The sequence below is a fragment of the Mannheimia pernigra genome, assembly GCF_013377995.1.
In the GTDB taxonomy this organism is placed as follows: domain Bacteria; phylum Pseudomonadota; class Gammaproteobacteria; order Enterobacterales; family Pasteurellaceae; genus Mannheimia; species Mannheimia pernigra.
The window spans coordinates 1069461-1090747 of record NZ_CP055305.1 but is presented as its reverse complement, the minus strand read 5'-3'; the positions used below and the strand labels follow the sequence as shown (position 1 = coordinate 1090747).

General features: G+C 39.4%; 21 protein-coding genes. 15 read left to right on the top strand and 6 right to left on the bottom strand.

All coding sequences use genetic code 11. The annotated features are described in order from the left end of the window. Positions 1-44: 44 nt before the first annotated feature. From recA to HV560_RS05365, 3 genes are all read right to left on the bottom strand, one after another. Positions 45-1148 (bottom strand): recombinase RecA, encoded by a 1104-nt coding sequence (gene recA / locus HV560_RS05375; protein ID WP_159629272.1) that lies wholly within the window; start codon positions 1146-1148, stop codon positions 45-47. Between the two features lie 86 nt (positions 1149-1234). Further along, a complete protein-coding gene (locus HV560_RS05370; protein WP_176812322.1) occupies positions 1235-1855 on the bottom strand; it encodes an aminotransferase class IV family protein in 621 nt (206 codons plus the stop codon). Beyond that, positions 1833-2807, bottom strand: a complete 975-nt coding sequence (locus tag HV560_RS05365) for an aminodeoxychorismate synthase component I (protein ID WP_159629270.1) — start codon at positions 2805-2807, stop codon at positions 1833-1835. The genes HV560_RS05370 and HV560_RS05365 overlap by 23 nt, the downstream gene beginning before the upstream one ends. Positions 2808-2891: 84 nt before the next feature. Between HV560_RS05365 and HV560_RS05360 the strand changes: the two genes are divergently transcribed. The 10 genes from HV560_RS05360 (at position 2892) to lolE (ending at position 12707) form a co-directional block, all read left to right on the top strand. Beyond that, entirely contained in the window at positions 2892-4511 is a 1620-nt protein-coding gene (locus tag HV560_RS05360) for a DNA recombination protein RmuC (RefSeq protein WP_236650884.1), read from the top strand. Between the two features lie 60 nt (positions 4512-4571). Next, the gene (locus HV560_RS05355; RefSeq protein ID WP_176808035.1) at positions 4572-5156 is read left to right on the top strand and encodes an anthranilate synthase component II; all 585 of its coding nucleotides are present in this window, start codon (positions 4572-4574) and stop codon (positions 5154-5156) included. Positions 5157-5256: 100 nt separating this feature from the next. Continuing rightward, a complete protein-coding gene (gene prfA / locus HV560_RS05350; protein WP_176808034.1) occupies positions 5257-6339 on the top strand; it encodes a peptide chain release factor 1 in 1083 nt (360 codons plus the stop codon). A gap of 16 nt (positions 6340-6355) precedes the next feature. Continuing rightward, positions 6356-7222 (top strand): peptide chain release factor N(5)-glutamine methyltransferase, encoded by an 867-nt coding sequence (gene prmC / locus HV560_RS05345; protein ID WP_176812321.1) that lies wholly within the window; start codon positions 6356-6358, stop codon positions 7220-7222. Positions 7223-7231: 9 nt separating this feature from the next. Next, complete coding sequence (locus HV560_RS05340) at positions 7232-8098, top strand: SirB1 family protein (RefSeq protein WP_176808032.1); 867 nt, start codon at positions 7232-7234, stop codon at positions 8096-8098. A 37-nt stretch (positions 8099-8135) separates the two neighbouring features. Next, complete coding sequence (locus HV560_RS05335) at positions 8136-8489, top strand: Fic family protein (RefSeq protein WP_159629264.1); 354 nt, start codon at positions 8136-8138, stop codon at positions 8487-8489. A 10-nt stretch (positions 8490-8499) separates the two neighbouring features. Beyond that, positions 8500-9354, top strand: a complete 855-nt coding sequence (gene kdsA / locus HV560_RS05330; RefSeq protein WP_176812320.1) for a 3-deoxy-8-phosphooctulonate synthase — start codon at positions 8500-8502, stop codon at positions 9352-9354. A 219-nt stretch (positions 9355-9573) separates the two neighbouring features. Beyond that, positions 9574-10746 (top strand): lipoprotein-releasing ABC transporter permease subunit, encoded by a 1173-nt coding sequence (locus HV560_RS05325; protein WP_176812319.1) that lies wholly within the window; start codon positions 9574-9576, stop codon positions 10744-10746. A gap of 15 nt (positions 10747-10761) precedes the next feature. Then, positions 10762-11445 carry a lipoprotein-releasing ABC transporter ATP-binding protein LolD gene (lolD, locus tag HV560_RS05320; RefSeq protein ID WP_176812318.1) on the top strand — a complete coding sequence of 228 codons (684 nt, stop codon included), beginning with the start codon at positions 10762-10764 and terminating at the stop codon, positions 11443-11445. Next, a complete protein-coding gene (lolE, locus tag HV560_RS05315) occupies positions 11442-12707 on the top strand; it encodes a lipoprotein-releasing ABC transporter permease subunit LolE (RefSeq protein WP_176812317.1) in 1266 nt (421 codons plus the stop codon). The genes lolD and lolE overlap by 4 nt, the downstream gene beginning before the upstream one ends. Positions 12708-12772: 65 nt before the next feature. On the opposite strand, the gene HV560_RS05310 is transcribed toward lolE, so the two are convergent. From HV560_RS05310 to HV560_RS05300, 3 genes are all read right to left on the bottom strand, one after another. Further along, on the bottom strand, positions 12773-14542 hold the full coding sequence (locus tag HV560_RS05310; protein WP_176809710.1) for an SLC13 family permease: 1770 nt from the start codon (positions 14540-14542) through the stop codon (positions 12773-12775). 133 nt (positions 14543-14675) lie between these two features. Continuing rightward, complete coding sequence (gene rluB / locus HV560_RS05305; protein ID WP_176812316.1) at positions 14676-15767, bottom strand: 23S rRNA pseudouridine(2605) synthase RluB; 1092 nt, start codon at positions 15765-15767, stop codon at positions 14676-14678. 71 nt (positions 15768-15838) lie between these two features. Beyond that, complete coding sequence (locus HV560_RS05300) at positions 15839-16456, bottom strand: L-threonylcarbamoyladenylate synthase (protein ID WP_159629260.1); 618 nt, start codon at positions 16454-16456, stop codon at positions 15839-15841. Between the two features lie 156 nt (positions 16457-16612). On the opposite strand from HV560_RS05300, the gene trpE reads away from it, so the two are divergent. The 5 genes from trpE (at position 16613) to HV560_RS05275 (ending at position 21256) form a co-directional block, all read left to right on the top strand. Further along, positions 16613-18181 (top strand): anthranilate synthase component I, encoded by a 1569-nt coding sequence (gene trpE, locus HV560_RS05295; RefSeq protein ID WP_176812315.1) that lies wholly within the window; start codon positions 16613-16615, stop codon positions 18179-18181. 9 nt (positions 18182-18190) lie between these two features. Beyond that, entirely contained in the window at positions 18191-18802 is a 612-nt protein-coding gene (locus HV560_RS05290; protein WP_159629258.1) for an aminodeoxychorismate/anthranilate synthase component II, read from the top strand. A 64-nt stretch (positions 18803-18866) separates the two neighbouring features. Next, on the top strand, positions 18867-19868 hold the full coding sequence (trpD, locus tag HV560_RS05285) for an anthranilate phosphoribosyltransferase (protein ID WP_176809707.1): 1002 nt from the start codon (positions 18867-18869) through the stop codon (positions 19866-19868). Positions 19869-19886: 18 nt separating this feature from the next. Next, complete coding sequence (locus tag HV560_RS05280; protein WP_176812314.1) at positions 19887-20495, top strand: glutathione S-transferase N-terminal domain-containing protein; 609 nt, start codon at positions 19887-19889, stop codon at positions 20493-20495. An 8-nt stretch (positions 20496-20503) separates the two neighbouring features. Next, complete coding sequence (locus tag HV560_RS05275) at positions 20504-21256, top strand: class I SAM-dependent methyltransferase (protein WP_176812840.1); 753 nt, start codon at positions 20504-20506, stop codon at positions 21254-21256. Positions 21257-21287 lie beyond the last annotated feature (31 nt).

Here is a 21287-nt window from a genome sequence, read left to right as displayed (position 1 = left end):
AATGCGATTTTCTCTGAATGTGAAAACCGCATAAATCTGATTAATTATAGTTCTTCTTCGTTAAATTCTTCACTATCATCTGAGTTTTCAGATTCTTGAGTAGAAACCAAATTTGGATTAGCAATCAATAAATCTCTAACATCTTTTTCTATTTTTTCTGCTATTTCAGGGTGTTCTTTCAACCATTTGATTGCATTGTTTTTACCCTGACCAATTTTCTCGCCCTCATAAGAGAACCAAGCGCCAGCTTTTTTGATAAAGCCATTTGCTTCTGCAAGAATCAATAATTCATTGGTTCGTGCAATCCCTTCACCATACATAATATCAAAATGAACCTCACGGAATGGTGGTGCAACTTTGTTTTTCACTACTTTCACTTTGGTTTCACTACCAATAACTTCATCGCCATCTTTTACTGCACCAGAGCGGCGAATATCTAAACGTACAGAAGCATAGAATTTTAACGCGTTACCACCTGTTGTGGTTTCTGGGTTACCAAACATCACACCAATTTTCATACGAATTTGGTTAATAAAGATAACTAAACAATTTGTAGCCTTAATATTTGCCGTTAATTTACGTAATGCTTGTGACATTAAACGTGCTTGCAATCCCATATGTGAATCGCCCATATCACCTTCAATTTCTGCTTTAGGCGTAAGGGCTGCAACAGAATCGACAATAATTACATCCACCGCACCAGACCTAACTAATGCATCACAGATTTCTAATGCTTGCTCACCGTTATCTGGTTGTGAAATTAATAACCCATCTGTATCTACTCCTAATTTACGAGCATAAACAGGATCAAGTGCGTGTTCCGCATCAATAAAAGCACAAGTTTTACCATTTTTCTGTGCTTGAGCCACAACAGATAAAGTCAAAGTTGTTTTACCTGAAGATTCTGGACCGTAAATCTCAACAATACGCCCCATTGGCAAACCACCGATACCTAATGCGGAGTCTAAACCTAAAGAACCTGTTGAAACAGCCTCAATATCTAATGTTTGAGTATCACCTAGCTTCATAATTGAGCCTTTGCCGAACTGTTTCTCAATTTGAGCTAATGCAGCAGCAAGTGCCTTCTCTTTTTGTTCTGGTTCAACCTGTTTTACAGGTGTACTTTTTTGACTTTTCTTCTCTGCCATATTTTGTCCTTTGAAATGATAAACGTTTATGCGTAAAACAACTGTATATTATTATAGTATATACTTATCCAGTTGCAAGTCTTTTTTTAAGATTTACGATCGAGATCACAAAAATAAATTTGTGAACAAAGTAATGCCCTTGATTCATCAAATGGATTAAGAGCATTGATGAGCATAATTTTTTCATATTCTCCCAAATCAGCTTTGATTATTTTAATTAAATGCACCTTTTGTTGCTCTAGCAATCGGGTTAATTGAGTGCCTTTTAACAGATAATCTTGTGAACTATACCAAATACCTGCTTTCAGAAAGAGCAAATTACCCATTGAGCAATCACTTACATTGCCGTTATTGATAATAATCACTTCCTCATTTTGCAAAATATTGAGAAAATCAAACTGCTTACGATCACTAAATTTTAAGTGATAATCCCAATTTTCTACCTCTACACAGCGAAAACGCTGTACCTGTTTTGGTGAATAATCAAAAAATTTTATCTCAAATTCTGTGGCATTATAATCAATTCGACACCGCACTTTACCTTTCTGATAAGTGTTTGGTACAAGCAAAATCTGTAAAAGGGTAAATTTAGGCTCGCAACCAAAGTACTCTCGAACAGCCTGTTGAAAACGTTGTTGGTGATAAGGCAGATTCTGTATTTGCCCATCAATAATCGAAACGGTTTCAAAAAGTGGAAATTGGCACATACACTTTCTCTAAAATCTCATTATATTCCTCTTCTAGCACGCTTTGTGAGGTAATGCCGCCACCACTATGGAATACCAGTCCGTTTGGCGTTTTGGCTATGTAGCGAATTGCTACCGCACTTTCTAAACTTTCGCCATCGAAATAGCCAAAAATGCCCGTGTAATAACCACGTTTGCCTCGTTCTGCCAGCTGAATAATAGAAACGGTTTTCTCTTTTGGCGCGCCACTAATTGAGCCTGCAGGTAGTAACATAGCTAAAATAGATCCGATATTTTCTTGCCAATTTTCGGCAAGTTCGCCACAGATTTCTGAACTTGTCTGCAAAATGGCGCCACGATGAGTTTGAATTTTCTCTACATAACGATATTTCGTGACTTCAATGTTTTTTGCAACTAAGGCCAGATCGTTTCGGATCAAATCCACAATGGTGTTATGTTCCGTAAACTCTTTTTCTGATGCCATTAATTTCTGTTCCGCATTTTCTTCATCTGCATTCATTGTGCCTTTCATTGGGTAAGAAAAAATGCGGTTCTGTTCAATCCGTACAAAGCATTCTGGCGAAAAACAAACAAACTCATTTTGCAAATAACATTTATATTTTGCCTGGCTATTCGCAAAAATCTCAGACAACGAATAATTAGTTTCAATCGCTGTTGGATAGCTTAAATTCAGCAAATAGCTATTGCCAGCCTGAATCTCCTTTTTGACTCGCTCAAATCCTTTTTGGTATTCGCTAAAAGTAATTGGATTTGTTGAGAATTCGAAAAGTTGAGAGGCTTTTTCAAAACGCTTTTGTATATTAGATTTACAAAAAAAGTCAAAAAAAAGACCGCTTGCCTGTGCTTCTTCAAGCGGAAAAAGGAGAGGCTTTTCCTGCTCAAAATCAATAACGAAGAAAAAGGGGCGTTTAACTTTGCCATATTGATTAGCTTTGTTTATAAAATCTTGCATAAGGTGAAATGCTTAATATGTAAAAGCTCTGTTATAATGCAAAGCAATCATTTTGAAAAGCATTTTTTAAAAAAGGTTTTACCGATGAATACACCAATTAATTTTCAAGACATTTGGAGCTATATTGCCCTCGCTATCTGTATGCTGATTAGCATTTATCTTTTTTTCTTAAAATCTCGTTATCAGCGAGATGCTTATGAGTTAAACCAAGATCTTAACAGAACCAACACAGATTTCACTCAAATTCAACAAAAATATGAGGTTTTAGTTCAAGAGAAAAATCAGCTTGAGCAATGGGCAGTACAGCAACAAACAAAATATGAAGCTATAAGCGAAAATTTAAGTGAACGAAATGAACAATTACAACGTTTTCAACAAAAAATTGAGATCGCCGAACAGCAACACAGTGAGTTGGAACGCTATATCAATGAACTCAAAGAACGTATGGGGTCTTCACAAACTAAAGTAGAAAATTTGGAAGAACAGCTACAATTTAGTCAGAGTTCACTTTCTCAAAAAGAGAAGGAAAATCAATCAATTTCTAGTCGTTTAAATGAAATGCAAAACGAGCTGACCGCAGTACGTACTATGCTTTCGGAAAAGCAAGCAAATTTTGAACAGCAACAACGTAATTTTATTGAAGTAAAACAACAACTTAATGTGGAGTTTCAACATCTGGCACAGCAAATTCTAGATGAAAAAAGCAAGCGATTTAGCGAAACGAATCAAAGTTCGCTTGAAGCTTTGCTCAAACCATTCAAAGAGCAAATTGAGGGGTTTCAAAAACGTGTGAATGAAGTGCATAGTGAATCGCTCAAAGGCTCAGCAAATTTGGAGGCGGAAATTAAGCGAGTGTTACAAATTGGGGTGTCGATGTCAGAAGAGGCACAAAACCTCACAAATGCCCTGAAAGGGAATAACAAAGTTGCAGGCAACTGGGGCGAAGTACAGCTTGAAACGGCGTTACAATCAGCAGGTTTGCTAGCGGGTGAACACTACCAATCTCAAGAAAGTTTTCGTGATGAAGAAGGCAGACGCTTTGCGCCTGATTTCGTAGTACATCTGCCCGATCAAAAACATCTGATTCTTGACAGTAAAGTGTCGCTATTGGCGTACGATCAAGCGGTCAGATCTAAGGAAAATTTTGCAATTTCACAAGCATTGGACGAGCATTGTCGCTCTTTGAGAAATCATATTGAGGGCTTATCAAAGAAAAATTACAGTGCCTTGCTTGGCATTAAAAGCCCCGATTTTGTGCTGATGTTTGTCTCGATTGAGGCTGCGTATATTGAAGCGATGAAGCACGATCCGCAACTATTTAACTTCGGTTATGAACGCAACGTGATTTTAGTTTCTCACACGACGTTAATGCCGATTTTACGTACAGTGGCAAACTTATGGCGTATTGAACGAGGTAATAATGAAGCCCGAGAAATCAGCGAAAAAGCGGGTGAAATTTATAATCAAGTGTGTGTTGTAGCGGATCGTTTAGCCAAATTAGGGAACACGCTAAACACAGCAAATAATCAATATAATCAAGCCGTTACATCGCTTGTTGGGCGAAGGGGATTACTTGGCAAAGTGGAGCGTTTTCAGCATCTTTCCAGTAAAGCAAGCCAACTTGTCCCACAGGTAGAATTGATTGAAAACGAAGTAGATACTATCAAACTGGAAATGGTATCAAAGGAATTATTGGAAGAATAGATCAAATCTCCCCTTCTTTTTTAAAGAAGGGGAGATTTGAAATAACAAAGAACTAACCAAATGCAAAAAAAACTATTAATCATCGATAACCACGACTCTTTTACCTTCAATTTGGTAGATTTACTTCGCAAAATCAATATATCTGCGAAAGTCGTTTTAGTCGAAGAACTAAACTTAGATGAAGTAGAAAGCTTCAGCCATATTCTGATTTCTCCTGGCCCTGATGTGCCTAAGGCTTATCCGCAGACTTTTGTGATGCTCGAACGCTATCATCAAACTAAATCAATTTTGGGCGTTTGCCTTGGGCATCAAACCCTTTGCGAATTTTTCGGTGGTACGCTATACAATTTGGAGAATGTCCGCCACGGGCAACAACGCACACTTACCCAAATTGAGCCCAACCCGATGTTTAACGGCTTGCCGAAGCAGTTTCAAATCGGGCTATATCACTCTTGGGGCATTTTGCAAAATTCTCTCGAAAATACACCGCTTGTGGCAACAGCAATTTGCGAACAAAATGTGCTAGTGGCTTTTAAGCACAAGGATTTACCGATTTTCGGCGTGCAATTCCACCCCGAATCCTTTATCACCGAATATGGAAAAGAAATGCTAGAAAATTGGCTTGCGATTGAACAAGATTTTTAACGAAAAATCCGCTATAATTCGCCAGTTATTCCCTATTCAAACCTTTGTTTTTTTAAATTTATAGAAGCGAAATATTTTCGCTAGTAAAGAGATATTTTCAATGAAAGATTCTATTATTAATAAATTAGAAAGTTTAAGCGAACGTCACGAAGAGTTACAGGCACTTTTAGGTGATGCCTCGGTGATTTCCGATCAAGAAAAATTCCGTGCTTATTCCAAAGAATATTCCCAATTAGAAGAAGTAGTTGGCACTTTTAACCATTGGAAAAAGCTAAACAATGATATTGAAGACGCTCAATTATTGTTAGACGACCCCGATATGAAAGAGATGGCAGCAGAAGAAATTGCCGAAAACAAAGCAGAAATTGAGAACCTTGAGCAACATTTACAAATTTTATTACTGCCAAAAGATCCGAACGATGAATATAATGCATTCCTAGAAATTCGTGCCGGCACAGGTGGTGATGAAGCAGGGATTTTCGCAGGCGATTTATATCGTATGTACAGTCGCTATTGTGAGAACAAACGTTGGAGAATTGAAGAAATGTCTGCCAACGAAAGCGAGCAAGGTGGATACAAAGAGATCATCGTTAAAATTAGTGGCGAAGGCGTATATGGACAGCTTAAATTTGAGTCGGGCGGACACCGTGTTCAACGTGTGCCAAAAACTGAATCACAAGGGCGTATTCACACCTCAGCTTGTACCGTTGCAGTAATGCCAGAATTACCTGAAAGCGAAATGCCAGAAATTAATCCATCTGACTTACGCATTGACACTTACCGTTCATCGGGTGCAGGTGGTCAGCACGTTAATACTACCGACTCTGCGGTGCGTATCACCCACATTCCAACCGGCATTGTGGTGGAGTGCCAAGACGAACGTTCACAACACAAAAACAAAGCGAAAGCCTTAGCCGTGCTTGCCTCTCGCATTGTGCAAGTGGAACAAGAACGCCAAGCAGCAGAACAGGCAGACACTCGCCGTAACTTACTTGGCTCGGGCGACCGTTCGGACAAAATCCGTACTTACAATTACCCACAAGGGCGTGTCACCGACCACCGCATCAACTTAACTGTTTACCGTTTAGATGAAGTAATGAACGGAAAAATTGATGAATTGATTCAGCCAATTATTACGGAATATCAAGCGGATCAGCTAGCGGCGTTGTCGGAAAACGCGTGATGTTGAAAATGAGCAAATGAACTACCAACAATGGCTTTCTTTCGCCGAACAGCAACTTCTTAAAAATGCAGAAAGCGATCCGTTTTTAAATGCGAAATTTGATGCAAACTTACTGCTGCAAGCGGTCACAAAACGCTCGAAATCTGCGATTTTCGCCTTTTCGGAAACAATGCTTTCAGAAAGTGAATTAGTGGAATTAGCGGAGAAATTGGCTCGCCGAGTGAAAGGCGAGCCAATGGCGTATATTTTGGGGCAACGAGAGTTTTGGTCTTTGCCGTTAAAGGTTTCTACCGCCACCCTTATTCCTCGCCCTGATACAGAACGTCTGGTTGAGCTGGCTTTAGATTTTGCCTACAAGCGGTTAGAAAATCAGAAAAATTTGCAAATTTTAGATTTAGGCACGGGAACGGGGGCGATTGCTTTGGCGTTAGCGAGTGAACTGGGTGAAAAAGCCCAGATTATCGGGGTGGATTTTCAAGCTGAAGCGGTGAAATTGGCGGAAGAAAATCGTGAAAATTTAGGCTTTAGCAATGTGCAGTTTTTGCAAAGCGATTGGTTCTCTGCACTTGCCAATCAACGGTTTGATTTGATTGTCTCTAACCCGCCCTACATTGATGCGGAAGATGAAAATTTAACGGTGGGCGATGTGCGTTTTGAACCTTTAACCGCATTAGTTGCCGATAATAATGGTTTGAGCGATTTGCAAAACATTATTAAAAATGCACCGCTTTACTTAAAACCACAAGGGGCGTTAATGCTCGAACACGGTTGGCAGCAGGGCGAGCAAGTAAGAAATTTATTTGATTTGAATGTGTGGGAAGCGATTGAAACCGCTCAAGATTACGGCGGTAATGATAGAGTAACCCAAGCAATCCTAAAATAAAGGCAGTAAATGGACGATATTATTGAAGAATTATTGAAAGAGTTGGCAGAGCCCAAAATCACGATAAGCGATATAGAATTACAAAAATATCTCTATCGTGAAATCTTACGGCTAACGAAGCTTATTGATGATAATGTAAACGAGCAGCGAATATTTGGACAGATGTCCGCATTAACGAAAAAAGCGCGCTACAACGTAAATGGCGAAGGGGACGAAGAGCGGATTAATCAGCTGCTCAATTTGGTCTATAAAGAGTGGGGCTTTCATTGCTACTATGAGGATTATTTCCACACAGAAAATTTATTGCTCAATCAGGTGCTCAAAAAGCGTCGTGGAATGCCAGTTTCATTAGGGGCGGTGGTACTTTATTTAGCGTCTGTATTAGATTTACCGCTTTATCCAGTAAATTTTCCAACTCAATTAGTGATAAGAGCAGAAATTAAACAACCAAACCGAGCAACTAAAGTGCGTTTTATTAATCCGTGGAATGGTGAGTTTATCAGCATTGAAATGCTTAACAAATGGCTTGAAGGCGAAATGGGCTTTGGCGTAGAAGTAACCCCAGATCTATTAAGACGAGCAGAAGCACAAGAACTGCTTGAGCGGGTTGAAACGGTGTTTAAAATGGCACTCACTCGTGAGGGAAAATATGAAGAAACCTTGCGATTAATTGAATACCGCCTTGCCTGTAGTCCTGAAGATCCATATGAAATTCGCGATCGTGGAATGGTATTAGCCAGTATGGATTGCTACCAAGCCGCATTAGAAGATATTAATTATTTCATTGACCAATGCCCAGAAGATCCTTCTACCGAAATTTTAAAAATGGAAGTAAAAGGCTTAGAGCAAAAAAGCCAAGAGAGTGTGGTGCATTGATATGAAATGAGTTTTGATGAGTTGAAGCGGAGCATATATGAAATATGCGGAATTCGACCGTTACACTGATAAAAACGGTGTTTTGCGTAATAAACTTGGGGCAACATCTGATGACGAATTAGATGATTTTGAACATTATGATAAAGCAACTTTTGCAAAGAAATTAGCTTATTATCTCGGTGAAATCAATATTTTGCATGCTTTCAGAGAGGGCAATGGGCGAACTCAACGAGAGTTTATTATTCAATTCGCATTAAAATTTAACTATCGCTTACATTTTCAAAATGTAACTCAGCAAGAGATGATTAGAGCATCGGAGCGTTCTTCACTTTATGTGGATAACACATTGTTTGAAAAAATCATTTTTGACAGATTAGAATTTATCAAATAAGGAAAAATCTATGGCAGATAAAATCGTAAAAATTGGTAATATTGAAGTGGCAAATAACAAGCCATTTACGCTATTTGGTGGTATGAACGTACTAGAAAATCGTGATATGGCACTTAGAGTATGTGAACAATATGTTGAAGTAACGAATAAGCTCAACGTGCCTTATGTATTTAAAGCATCATTCGATAAAGCGAATCGTTCTTCGATCCACTCCTATCGTGGACCAGGAATGGAAGAAGGCTTAAAAATCTTCCAAGAGCTAAAGCAGACTTTTGGTGTGAATATTATTACTGATGTACACGAAATTTATCAATGTAAACCTGTCGCGGAAGTGGTTGATGTGATTCAGCTACCTGCATTTTTAGCTCGCCAAACAGATTTAGTAGAGGCAATGGCTCGCACAGGTGCCGTGATTAATGTAAAAAAACCTCAATTTTTAAGTCCAGGTCAAATGGGCAATATTGTGGAGAAAATTGCTGAATGTGGCAACGATCAAGTCATTCTTTGTGATCGTGGTACAAATTTTGGCTACGACAACTTAGTTGTTGATATGCTAGGTTTCGGGATTATGAAAAAAGCCTCCAAAGGTTGCCCTGTCATTTTTGATGTTACCCACTCTTTACAATGCCGAGATCCATTCGGGGCTGCTTCAGGCGGTCGTAGAGACCAAGTAACTGAACTTGCTCGCTCGGGTATGGCTGTTGGCTTAGCAGGGCTTTTCCTAGAAGCTCACCCAGATCCAAATTCAGCAAAATGCGATGGCCCGTCAGCATTACCGCTTTCAACATTAGAAGCATTTGTTTCTCAAATGAAAGCGATTGATGATTTGGTTAAGGGATTTGAAGAAATCGATACTTCAAAATAACTCTCTGCGTATTAAATACCGTGCTACGTTTCTTAACCTAATTTGAATGAGCGATGCTCTAACGGTGCTAATCAATCAGATTACACAAAATATGGAGAGGTTTCGCTAGCTAAGGTAAATAATACAAATAGGATAACAAGCGGTCATTTTTTATCAGAGATTTGCAAATTTTTCTCAAAAAAAGACCGCTTGTATCACATATATTTTTAGAAGAAACAGATGAATTTAACTCCTCTTTTTATTGCTTTCCGTTACTTTAGATCGAAAAGTGCAGATCGTTTTGGGCGATTAGTGACTCATCTCGCGAGTCTTGGCATAGTACTTGGCGTAATGGCACTGGTTATTGTATTATCCATTATGAATGGGCTGGAAAATATGCAGAAAAACAACCTGCTTTCCGCCTTACCCCACGCCATTATTACCCCTCAGGAAGGACATTTTTCCAAAGCAGAAAAACTGACATTACCTGAATTTGTTACTCAGAGCGTACTAATCAACAGTACAAATGTGGTTATTCAAAGTACTGGGGGAATTAATACGGGACAACTCATTGGTGTTGAACATACTACCGATAATCCTTTATTGGCAGACAAAAATATTTCTCAGCTTTTGCCTGCTGGCAAATTTAAAGTATTAGTGGGTTCTCGACTAGCTGATAAACTGAACGTAAACGAAGGCGATAAATTGCGTTTAATGATCACAGAAAATAGCCAATATACGCCAATGGGGCGTGTGCCTGTGCAGCGTTTATTTGAGATTTCAGGCATTTATCATTCTAATCAAGAGGCCAGTGAATTTACCCTATTTGCAAATTTAGCCGATGTTGGGCGGTTATTGAGAATTACAGAAGATCAGGTACAAGGCATACGTTTATACCTGCAAGATCCTTTCCAAGTCACTGAACTTAGTCGCTATTTCGATGAAGAACGCTACCAGATCAGTGATTGGCGTGAGCAAAAAGGTGAATTTTTCCAAGCGGTAAAAATGGAAAAAAATATGATGAGCTTATTGATTAGCCTGATTATTGTGGTGGCTATTTCAAATATTGTCACTTCCTTAAGCTTAATGGTGGTGGACAAACAAGGCGAAATTGCCATTTTACAAACCCAAGGTTTAACTAAAAAACAAGTTATGCAGATTTTTATGTTTCAAGGGGTAATTATTGGGGTTATTGGTTCGATTATGGGTGGTTTATTGGGCGTATCAGTAGTTTCTAACTTAGATCAGATTATTTTTCTATTCAACCCTGAAATCCATTTACCAACCCTGATTTCAAGCACACAAATTGCGATGATTGTAGGTGTTTCAATTTTACTTTCATTGCTTTGCACAATTTACCCCGCCTATAGCGCTTCAAAAATTGAGCCTGCACAAGCATTAAGATACGAATAAATAAACGGAAATAAAATGACAGAATTACTTCGCTGTGAAAATATCAGCAAATTTTATGATGAAGGCGAACAGAAAGTTCAAGTGCTAAATAATGTTTCATTTTCAATGAACGAAGGTGAATTAATAGCCATTATTGGTAGCTCAGGTTCTGGCAAAAGTACCTTATTACACACACTTGGCGGGCTAGATCAGCCAAGCAGTGGCGAAGTTTGGATACGAGGGCAATCATTACAGCAGTTGAGCGCTGATAAATTGGCGTTACTTCGTAACCAAAACCTAGGCTTTATTTATCAATTTCATCACTTAATGGCAGATTTTTCCGCTCTCGAAAATGTAATGATGCCGATGTTAATCGGTAAACAAAACAGAACGGAGGCGGCACATCGAGCTGAAAAAATGTTACAAGCGGTCGGATTAGCTCATCGAATCGCACATCGCCCTTCTGCATTATCAGGGGGAGAACGCCAACGAGTGGCAATAGCTCGTGCGTTAGTCAATAATCCCGCCTTAGTACTTGCTGATGAGCCTACAGGCAATTTAGATCAAAAAACCACAGAAAGTATTTTTGAGCTGATTCAACAACTTAACCAAGAGCAAAATATTGCATTTTTATTGGTTACACACGATTTGAACCTTGCAAATAAACTCTCACGCAATCTTGTGATGCGAGATGGGGTGTTAAGCGAGGAAAGCCTATGAATACGCCCTTTTTTATTAGCTGGCGTTATCAACGGGGAAAGCAAAAAAATAGACTGGTTTCATTGATTTCGCTGTTTTCAAGCATTGGCATTGCACTGGGAGTGACGGTGTTAATTATTGGTCTAAGTGCAATGAACGGTTTTGAGCGAGAACTAAACAACCGAGTACTTTCAGTTGTACCTCACGCAGAATTGATTTCGTTTCGGGACAATCAAGTTCAGCCAATTGCCGATAGCCAAAAACTAGAGGCATTGGTAAAAAAATCGGAAAATGTGACCGCTAGCTCCCCTTTTGTCAGCTTTACCGCCTTAATTGAAAACGGCTCACAGTTAAAAATCGCACAAGTGCGTGGGGTTGATCCGTATAAGCAAGATAGGGTCAGTAAACTCAGCCAATTTATTCCATTAGAACAATGGCGAGCTTTCAGAGAACAATTTAAAGCGAATGACGATGGGTTAATTCTAGGGGCAGGTATTGCAAAAGCTTTAGGCGTCACCGTAGGCGATGAGGTTAGCCTGCTTATTCCCCAATCAACAAAAGATGGGAAACTAAATCAGCCATTGCGTTTTAATATGCCTATAACAGGTATGCTACGCTTAGATGGGCAATTAGATCATAGTTATGCCTTAATTCCTTTAAATAAAGCCCAAGAGTTGATGGGGTACCCACCGAATCAAATTTCAGGTATCGAAATAAATTTGAGCAATCCATTTGCTGTGCAAAGCCTTGCTATGCCACAGCTTAATGGTTATCCGCAGCCACTTTATTTGAATACTTGGATCGAAAAATTTGGCTATATGTATAACGATATTCAATTAGTTCGTACTGTAATGTATATCGCAATGGTACTTGTCATTAGCGTAGCTTGTTTTAATATTATTTCCACATTGATTATGGCGGTAAAAGATAAACAAAGCGATATCGCTATTTTACGAACATTAGGGGCAAACAATCGCTTTATTCGCCGTATATTCTTATGGTATGGTTTGCTTTCAGGTATGAAAGGAGCATTATTTGGAATTGCTTTAGGCGTCATTTTATCACTAAATTTGACCGCTATTATTAAAGTTATTGAAGGCTTTCTGGGAATAAAACTACTTTCAGACGGGGTTTATTTTGTTGATTTCTTACCAAGCGAGTTACATTGGCAAGATGTGGGCTATGTATTAGTCGCCACTATTATCTTAAGTCTTTTGGCTAGTCTTTATCCTGCTCAGCGAGCCACGAAATTAGAACCAGCGAAAGTATTAAGTGGCCATTAATCTCATTGAAATAATAAATCGGCTAATTTTTTGGGGAAATCATTGATTAGCCGATTTATTTTTACTTAGGGGTTAAATGGGAAGAAGACTGGGATGAAAATAATCCCTAAAATCCAGAATATAATATTTAACGGTAATCCAATCTTAATGAAATCCGTAAATTTATAGCCCCCTGCACCATAAACCATTGTATTGGTTTGATAGCCTACTGGAGTCATAAAGCTCGTTGCTGCTGCGAACATTACAGCAATAATAAATGGCGATGCATCAACGCCTAACATTTGAGCCGTTGAGATAGCAATAGGTGTCAGTAATACAGCGGTTCCAGCGTTGCTCATAAATTCTGTTAATATAGACGTCATTAAGTAAAGTACGGCAAGCACCGCTAATGGACCAAAATGCCCTACTTTGCCAAGTGTATTATCTACAATAAATTGTGCCGCACCACTATTTGCCATTGCCTCACCTAAAGGCAGTAAACCAGCAATCACTAAAATAATTTTCCAATCAATTGATTGGTAAGCTTCATCTGCCGTTAAACAGCCAGATAAACACATTATAACTGCACCAACTAAAGCACTTATAGCAATAGGAACAATACCTAATGCAGCTGTAGCAACGACACCCATCATCACCCACAAGGCAAATTTAGCACGCAAAGATTCTTCAGCTTTAAACTCACCAGAAGAGAGTACAATAAAATCTTTATCTTTACGTAAATCCTCCATATCTTCTTTAGGTAAGGTTAATAACAAAATATCACCCATTTTAAGACTAATGCCACGTAAACGCTCTCTAACAACTCGGCTGCGACGCTGTAAACCTAATACAGTAGCATCTTTATTCCAACGTTGCTGTAAAATTGGAATTGTTCCACCTGCCCAACGTGAAGTTGGCGAAATCATCACTTCTACCATCATTAAATCATCAAACTCTTCTTCAGGAATATCACGGCGACCATAAACAACATGATGTAAGCTATATTTTTCACGCACTCTCGCTAAATCATCGGACTCTCCACGCAGCAATAAGATATCGTGTTTTTGTAGCACTTGATGGCTCGGAGTAGAGAGGCGTGTACCATTACGCAACAATCCAACAGCAAATAAGCTAAATTCTTCTGTTAAGCCTAATTCTGCTAAACTTTTACCAATTAATGGTGAATTTTTATTGACCCTTAATTCAGATACATATTTGCCAAATCCTACACCTTCTTCAAGCTGTAAATGAGATTCAGGTAGTAAGAAACGGCTCGTAAATAGTAAATAAACGACACCCACTAGGAAGAAAATAATACCTAAAGGAGCAAACTCAAACATACCGAAGCCAGAATGCCCTTGACTCTGTGCAATAGAGTTTACTAATAAGTTAGTTGATGTTCCAATAAGAGTACAAACACCTGCCATTTGAGAGGCAAACGATAAAGGGATTAATGCTTTGGAAGGGGCTAAATTAATATTTTGAGTCGCAGCAATCACAATCGGAATTAATACTGCAACTACCGCGGTATTATTTACAAAAGGAGAAATAGCTGCATTCACCCCGCATAAAACTAAAATAAAGACCCAAGGCGTTTTAACCTTTGACAGAAAACTACCTATGCTATCTAGTGCTCCGCTGTTTTGTAAGCCAGCCGCCAACACAAACATTGCAGTAACAGTCACTGTTGCGGAATTTGAAAATCCACTTAACGCTGATTTCGCATCAACTTGTCCTAATAGAACCAAAGAAGATAATACTAAAATGGCAACTGCATCCATACGAATTTTTTCGGTTGCAAATAAAAACACCGCAATAAATGTTACTGCGAGTGTTGCCAGTATATCCAAAGACATTTTTTACTCCAATTTTAACTATAATTCGGGTAGCAATAATAAATTAAGGCTCTGTGTTTGTCTCTAAATTTAACTTAAAAATACAAAAAGAGCTGATTACACAACTATAATCAGCTCTCTATTTTCTCATCAATTAACTACGATATTTCTGATGTTGCTTAACAGCCTTACGAATTTGCCTAATATTAGTACGACGACGATTTGCAGTGACATCAACTTTCGTTTCCGTTTCAGCAGGCAATCCGACTAATTCACGCAAATAGTTCACTTGCTCAAGCCCCATTTCTTCCCAACCACCACGTGGTAAACCTTTATCTAATTTGATATTACCGTAGCGAATACGTATTAGGCGACTTACTTCCACACCTTGTGATTCCCATAAACGGCGAACCTCTCGATTACGCCCTTCGGTTAAAGTCACATCAAACCATTGGTTTAACCCTGTACCACCAACGGTTTTTATTTGTTTAAAGTTTGCTGGACCATCTTCTAACTGAACACCTTTGCGTAACCGTTGTAACATTGCATCATCAATATTGCCAAATACACGCACAGAATATTCACGCTCCACCTCACGGCTTGGGTGCATTAAACGGTTTGCTAACTCACCATCTGTCGTAAAAAGTAATAAGCCTGAGGTGTTAATATCTAAACGCCCTACCGCAATCCAACGTGCACCGGTTAAGCGAGGTAAGCGGTCGAATACCGTTGCTCGACCTTCTGGATCTGAGCGTGTACATAACTCACCCTCTGGTTTGTAATACATCAACACTCGGCAAATTTCTTTTTGAGCTGGCTGCAAGTTAATTAAATGCCCATCAATACGAATTTTAGTAGATGAATTTACCTGCACACGATCGCCTAATGTTGCCATTTTTCCGTCCACACTCACACGTCCATTTGCAATGATTTCTTCCAATTCACGGCGAGACCCTTGACCTGCTCGTGCTAATACTTTTTGCAGTTTTTCACCCATTACCTTCGCTTTTTTCTCTTGAAGGCTAGCATCGCTAGCGGTCGTTTTTACGACTTTTTTTGCAATTCTAGAGTTTAAGAGATGAGCGTTTGAGCGTTGCGGCTTTCCTTGTAGCTGATCTGTTTTTTTTCCAAATTTACGTTCAGCGTTATTATTTGATTTTGGTTCACCTTTTTTAAAAAAAGAGCGAGTATCCGCATTTTTCTCTGTTCGGAATGTGTTGGTTGGTTTCTTTTGAAAAGTTGTCATAAAGTTCCTTTTGTCGCTTTCACAAGCGTCTGAATTTTTATTGCTCTCCCTTTTTAGAGGGGGCGAAATGATTAATTAAAAGGCGTCGGATCGCCCGAGCCTTCTCGAATTACTGCGGGTGAATTATCTGTTAAGTCAATCACGGTTGTAGGTTGCTGCCCTAAGTAGCCACCGTGAATAATTAAATCAACACGATGTTCTAATTGTTCACGAATATCATCAGGGTCAGACTCGGTTATTTCAGTATCAGGTAACATTAATGAGCAAGAAAGAATCGGCTCGCCTAATGTTGCAATTAAGGCTAATGCAATCGCATTATTTGGCACACGAATCCCCACTGTTTTACGTTTTGTGAGCAGTCGGCGTGGCAGCTCTTTGGTTGCTGGCAAAATAAATGTGTAGGGATTTGGTGTATTATTTTTAATGAGACGATAGGCTTGGTTATTCACTAACGCATAGATAGAAAGCTCAGATAAATCACTACAAACTAAAGTAAAATTATGATTTTCTGGCAATTTACGAATAGCTACAATTCTATCCATCGCGTGCTTATCCCCGATTGCACAACCTAAGGCGTAACCTGAATCAGTTGGGTAAACAATTACACCACCATTTTTAATAATATCCACCGCTTGATTAATTAAGCGTTGCTGCGGATTATCAGGGTGAATATAAAAAAATTGCGTCATAGTCTCCAAGTCTTTGCTTTACAAAAAGCTTTATAAAAAATTGGGCTAATTATACACCAATATGCTTGAAGCTCTATAAATATCTATAATAATTGCTTGACTTATCTTTTTTGTACTAGTTTAATAGTGCAAATAGATTTTCTATAGGAATTATCAATGTCTTACTTAACTATTACTCAAAAAGAGCTCCCTTATTTTTCAGATACAACCTGCATTTATTATGCCTTATGTGAAGATCGCCCACATACATTATTACTAGACTCCGCTGAAATTCAGAGTAAAAACAGTTTAAAAAGCCTGTTGTTTGCTAAATCCGCTGTGCATATTTTTTGTGAAGATCAATATGTTACCTTTCAGGCATTAACCAAAAACGGTGAGTCGGTATTACCATTGATTGAAAAAGCATTAAACCAACTCTCGCCAGCGCCCACTTGTAAAATGTTAGAAAAAAATAACCGCTTGCAAGCAGTCTTTCCCACTATCAGTAACCATTTAGACGAAGACAGTAAACTCAAAACCACCACCGTTTTCGATGGCTTACGTACCGTAAGCCGACTGTTTGCAAACGCCTCATCGCCAATCTATTTAGGAGGGTTATTTAGTTACGATTTAGTGGCAAATTTTATCCCGATGGATAATATCCACTTACAAGATGATGGGCTAAGCTGCCCTGACTACAGTTTCTATTTAGCCGAACAGCTCGTCACAATCGATCACCAAACGCAAAAAGCTGTATTAAATACCTTCTGTTTTGAACCGAACGAACAAGCTAATCTCCATCAACAAGCGGTCGAATTTTCCCAAAAAATTGCAACTATTTCAGAAGCTGAACTTTCATTAGACATCGAAGAAGCAAGCGATGCGTCCACCACTCATATTGAAGATGAGGAATTTAAAGCGATTATCCGCAAGCTCAAGCATCATATTAACATCGGTGATGTATTTCAAATTGTGCCATCTCGTCGCTTTAGTTTGCCTTGCCCAAACACACTTGCTAGCTATAAACAGCTTAAAATAAATAATCCAAGCCCTTATATGTTCTATATGCAAGGGGAAAATTTCACTCTGTTTGGTGCTTCGCCAGAAAGTGCGTTGAAATATTCGCAAAACAACCGCCAATTAGAGATCTACCCCATCGCCGGCTCTCGCCCTCGTGGTTTTGATGAACAAGGCAATATCGATCCTGAATTAGATTCTCGCTTAGAACTTGAACTTCGCTTAGACCAAAAAGAGCTCGCCGAGCATTTAATGTTAGTCGATCTTGCTCGAAATGATGTAGCGCGAGTCAGTGAATCGGGCAGTCGCCGAGTGGTCGATTTAATGCAAATTGACCGCTATTCGCAAATTATGCACCTGGTTTCACGTGTAATCGGTACCCTTCGTCACGATTTAGACGCACTTCACGCTTATCAAGCCTGTATGAATATGGGTACTTTAACTGGTGCACCTAAAATTAAAGCGATGCAGCTAATTTATCAAGTAGAGCAGCAAAAACGTCATAGCTACGGCGGTGCAGTAGGTTATTTAACCTCAGAGGGCAATTTAGACACCTGTATTGTGATCCGCTCTGCTTTTGTTCAAAATCGTATTGCTTATGTACAAGCTGGCTGTGGCGAAGTATTAGATTCCGCCCCACAAGCAGAAGCAGACGAAACACGCCATAAAGCACGAGCAGTGTTAAAAGCGATTGGGCAAGTAAATACAAAAACGAATACAAAAGCGTAAGGATAAACTATGGCAAATATTCTTTTTATTGATAATTTCGACTCTTTTACTTATAACTTGGTCGATCAATTCCGTGAGTTGGGTCATCAAGTAACTATTTTCCGTAACAACTATCCACTTGAGGATTTCTTAGCCAAAGCACAAAATACCCCAAACTGTTTGGTGGCACTTTCTCCTGGTCCAGGTACCCCTGCTGAAGCAGGGAATATGCTAGAAATTATTCGCCATCTGAAAGACAAAGTACCGATGATTGGTATCTGTTTAGGGCATCAAGCATTGATCGAAGCCTTTGGCGGAAAAGTAATACATACAGGAACGGTTCTACACGGCAAAGTATCTCGCATTGAACACGATAATCAAGCGATGTTTGCAGGCATCCACACCCCAATGTCCGTAGCACGTTACCACTCATTAATGGGAGATGAATTACCTGATGAGTTTGTCGTTAATGCGAAATTTGAACATATTGTTATGGCAATTCGTCATAAAACATTACCAATTTGTGGCTTTCAGTTCCACCCTGAATCTATTTTAACCGTACAAGGCACAAAATTATTAAAACAATCCGTTGAATGGCTATTAAAAAATAACCCGAAAACTGCTGAGTCTTACTTAGACTAAGACAAGCCGCTCTGGAATATCAAGCACATTGCCAGAAAATAAACAAGTTAAAAAGGAATACCGTATGCAAGCACTTTTAGATAAATTATTCTCCAACCAAGCCTTAACTGAAACGGAATCTAATACTTTTTTTAATCAAGTGATTAAAGGTAATGTGTCTAACGAACAACTTGCTGGTGCGTTAATTGCCTTAAAATTACGCGGTGAAACCGTTGCAGAAATTGTAGGGGCAGCCAAAGCAGCCCTTAAAAATGCAGCCCCTTTCCCAACGCCCAATTATCCATTTGCAGATATTGTCGGCACAGGTGGCGATGGACATAACACTATCAATATTTCAACCACAAGTGCGATTGTTGCCGCCACAATGGGCTATAAAATGGCTAAACACGGCAACCGTAGCGTATCCAGTAAAACGGGCTCCAGCGATGTATTAAGCCATTTAGGTATTCATATTGGCATTTCACCAGAAACTGCTCGCCTTGCCCTTGATGAAACCAATATCTGTTTTTTATTCGCCCCTACCTACCACGGCGGTTTTAAATATGCCGCTCCAGTTCGCCAAGCGTTAAAAACGCGTACCCTATTCAATATTCTCGGGCCTTTAGTAAACCCGGCTTATGCAAAACGCCAACTACTTGGGGTTTATTCTCCCGAGTTAATCGAAATCTATGCTGAAGCGGCCAAAGCCTTAAACTACACTCATACTATTGTAGTACACGGAGCAGGATTGGATGAAGTTGCAGTTCACGGCAACACGCAGGTTGCTGAAATCCAAAATGGGCAGATTGAATACTACACATTAACCCCCGAAGATTTTGGTATTAAACGCCACGCTTTAGACGCACTGAAAGGGGGTGAACCTGCAGAAAATGCGAAAAAAGTGACCGCTATCTTACAAGGCAAAGGCGAACCAGCCCAAATTGATGCGGTAGCCGTAAATGTTGCTTTACTTATGAAGACATTCGGCGAAAACGATTTAAAAGCCAACGTACAAAAAGTAAAAGAAACACTCGCTAGCGAAAAAGCGTTTGAAACGTTGGTGAAATTGTCTCAATATAACGCTTAGTCACCATTAAGGAAACCTATGCTACAACTCTACTTTAATCCGCCGAAATCATCGTGGTCGCTCAGAGTTTGGATTTTGCTCAAAACACTGAATATTCCGTTTGAGCCAAAAATCGTCCGCTACCAATCTAATTTAAACGCACAACGTCAACAATTTCAGCAGTTTTCTCCCACCGCAAAAATCCCTGTTTTGGTGGATAACGACCATACCATTTGGGACAGTTTAGCCATTACCGAATATGTGGCAGAAAGCTACCCACAAGTTTGGGCAGAAGATAAGACTGCACGAGCGTGGAGCCGAAGTGCGTGTGCGGAAATGCACTCTGGCTTTCACGTATTACGAGAAATTTGTGATTTTCGACCGCTTGATCGCATCACGTTAGCTGATATTCCTGACGAATTAGTCCACGAACTTGCTCGTCTTAATGACTTATGGCAAGAGGGATTGAACCGTTTTGCAAGCAACTTTTTAGCCAGCGAGCAGTTCACCGCTGTTGATGCCTTTTTCCTGCCCATCGCATTACGCATTGAAACCTACAGCTTGCATCGCTATTTCAGCGAAAAATCTCTGGCTTACCAACGCCGTTTATTAACGTTACCCGAGTTAAAAATATGGTTGCAAAGTTAGGAATACTAATAAAAAAAAGCATTTACGACACCCCGATTTTTTTCGAGCGATACCAACAACTCCGCCAAAATCCAATTAGCATAAATGAAGTAGTGGAAAAGCCTATTATGTTTTCACTCTTACCTGATTTAACAGGCAAAAAAGTGCTGGATCTCGGCTGCGGCACTGGCGTGCATTTGACTCGCTATTTAGAACTAGGGGCGAAAAAAGTGGTCGGGTTGGATCTTTCAGCATTAATGCTGCAACAAGCAGAAACGGATCTTTCCGCTCGTTGGAAAAAAGGGCAAGATTTTTCGCTCTACTGCTTGCCGATGGAGCGTTTAAATGAGATCGCAGAAAGCGATTTTGATGTCATAACAAGCTCCTTTGCGTTCCACTATATTGAGAACTTTCCCGACTTACTTGCAAAAATTTCGGCAAAAATGACCGCTTGTAGCACACTGGTTTTCTCACAAGAACATCCGATTGTGACTTGCTACAAAGAGGGCTACCGTTGGGAGAAAAATGAAGCAAAACAACAAGTTGCATATCGGTTAAATTATTATCGAGACGAAGGTGAGCGAGATCGCAGCTGGTTTCAACAATCATTTAAAACCTACCACCGTACAATGGCAACCATTTTGAATAATCTGATTCAATGTGGATTTCGTATTGAGCAAATTGAAGAGCCAATGCTTACAGAAAAACCTGAATGGCACAATGAATTTAAAGATTTGCAGCACCGCCCTCCCCTGCTTTTTGTAAAAGCAACCAACGCTTAAGTGTTTATTTTGCAATCATTTGATTATTTTT

Bases quoted from the DNA above. Each gene is read 5' to 3' on its own strand.
- HV560_RS05370 (WP_176812322.1), bottom strand. From the start codon at position 1,855: ATGTGCCAATTTCCACTTTTTGAAACCGTTTCGATTATTGATGGGCAA.
- lolD (WP_176812318.1), top strand. From the start codon at position 10,762: ATGACAGAATTACTTCGCTGTGAAAATATCAGCAAATTTTATGATGAA.
- HV560_RS05310 (WP_176809710.1), bottom strand. From the start codon at position 14,542: ATGTCTTTGGATATACTGGCAACACTCGCAGTAACATTTATTGCGGTG.
- prfA (WP_176808034.1), top strand. From the start codon at position 5,257: ATGAAAGATTCTATTATTAATAAATTAGAAAGTTTAAGCGAACGTCAC.
- rluB (WP_176812316.1), bottom strand. From the start codon at position 15,767: ATGACAACTTTTCAAAAGAAACCAACCAACACATTCCGAACAGAGAAA.
- HV560_RS05365 (WP_159629270.1), bottom strand. From the start codon at position 2,807: ATGCAAGATTTTATAAACAAAGCTAATCAATATGGCAAAGTTAAACGC.
- HV560_RS05340 (WP_176808032.1), top strand. From the start codon at position 7,232: ATGGACGATATTATTGAAGAATTATTGAAAGAGTTGGCAGAGCCCAAA.
- recA (WP_159629272.1), bottom strand. From the start codon at position 1,148: ATGGCAGAGAAGAAAAGTCAAAAAAGTACACCTGTAAAACAGGTTGAA.
- HV560_RS05360 (WP_236650884.1), top strand. From the start codon at position 2,892: ATGAATACACCAATTAATTTTCAAGACATTTGGAGCTATATTGCCCTC.
- kdsA (WP_176812320.1), top strand. From the start codon at position 8,500: ATGGCAGATAAAATCGTAAAAATTGGTAATATTGAAGTGGCAAATAAC.
- HV560_RS05290 (WP_159629258.1), top strand. From the start codon at position 18,191: ATGGCAAATATTCTTTTTATTGATAATTTCGACTCTTTTACTTATAAC.
- trpE (WP_176812315.1), top strand. From the start codon at position 16,613: ATGTCTTACTTAACTATTACTCAAAAAGAGCTCCCTTATTTTTCAGAT.
- prmC (WP_176812321.1), top strand. From the start codon at position 6,356: ATGAACTACCAACAATGGCTTTCTTTCGCCGAACAGCAACTTCTTAAA.
- lolE (WP_176812317.1), top strand. From the start codon at position 11,442: ATGAATACGCCCTTTTTTATTAGCTGGCGTTATCAACGGGGAAAGCAA.
- HV560_RS05335 (WP_159629264.1), top strand. From the start codon at position 8,136: ATGAAATATGCGGAATTCGACCGTTACACTGATAAAAACGGTGTTTTG.
- HV560_RS05300 (WP_159629260.1), bottom strand. From the start codon at position 16,456: ATGACGCAATTTTTTTATATTCACCCTGATAATCCGCAGCAACGCTTA.
- HV560_RS05355 (WP_176808035.1), top strand. From the start codon at position 4,572: ATGCAAAAAAAACTATTAATCATCGATAACCACGACTCTTTTACCTTC.
- HV560_RS05280 (WP_176812314.1), top strand. From the start codon at position 19,887: ATGCTACAACTCTACTTTAATCCGCCGAAATCATCGTGGTCGCTCAGA.
- trpD (WP_176809707.1), top strand. From the start codon at position 18,867: ATGCAAGCACTTTTAGATAAATTATTCTCCAACCAAGCCTTAACTGAA.
- HV560_RS05325 (WP_176812319.1), top strand. From the start codon at position 9,574: ATGAATTTAACTCCTCTTTTTATTGCTTTCCGTTACTTTAGATCGAAA.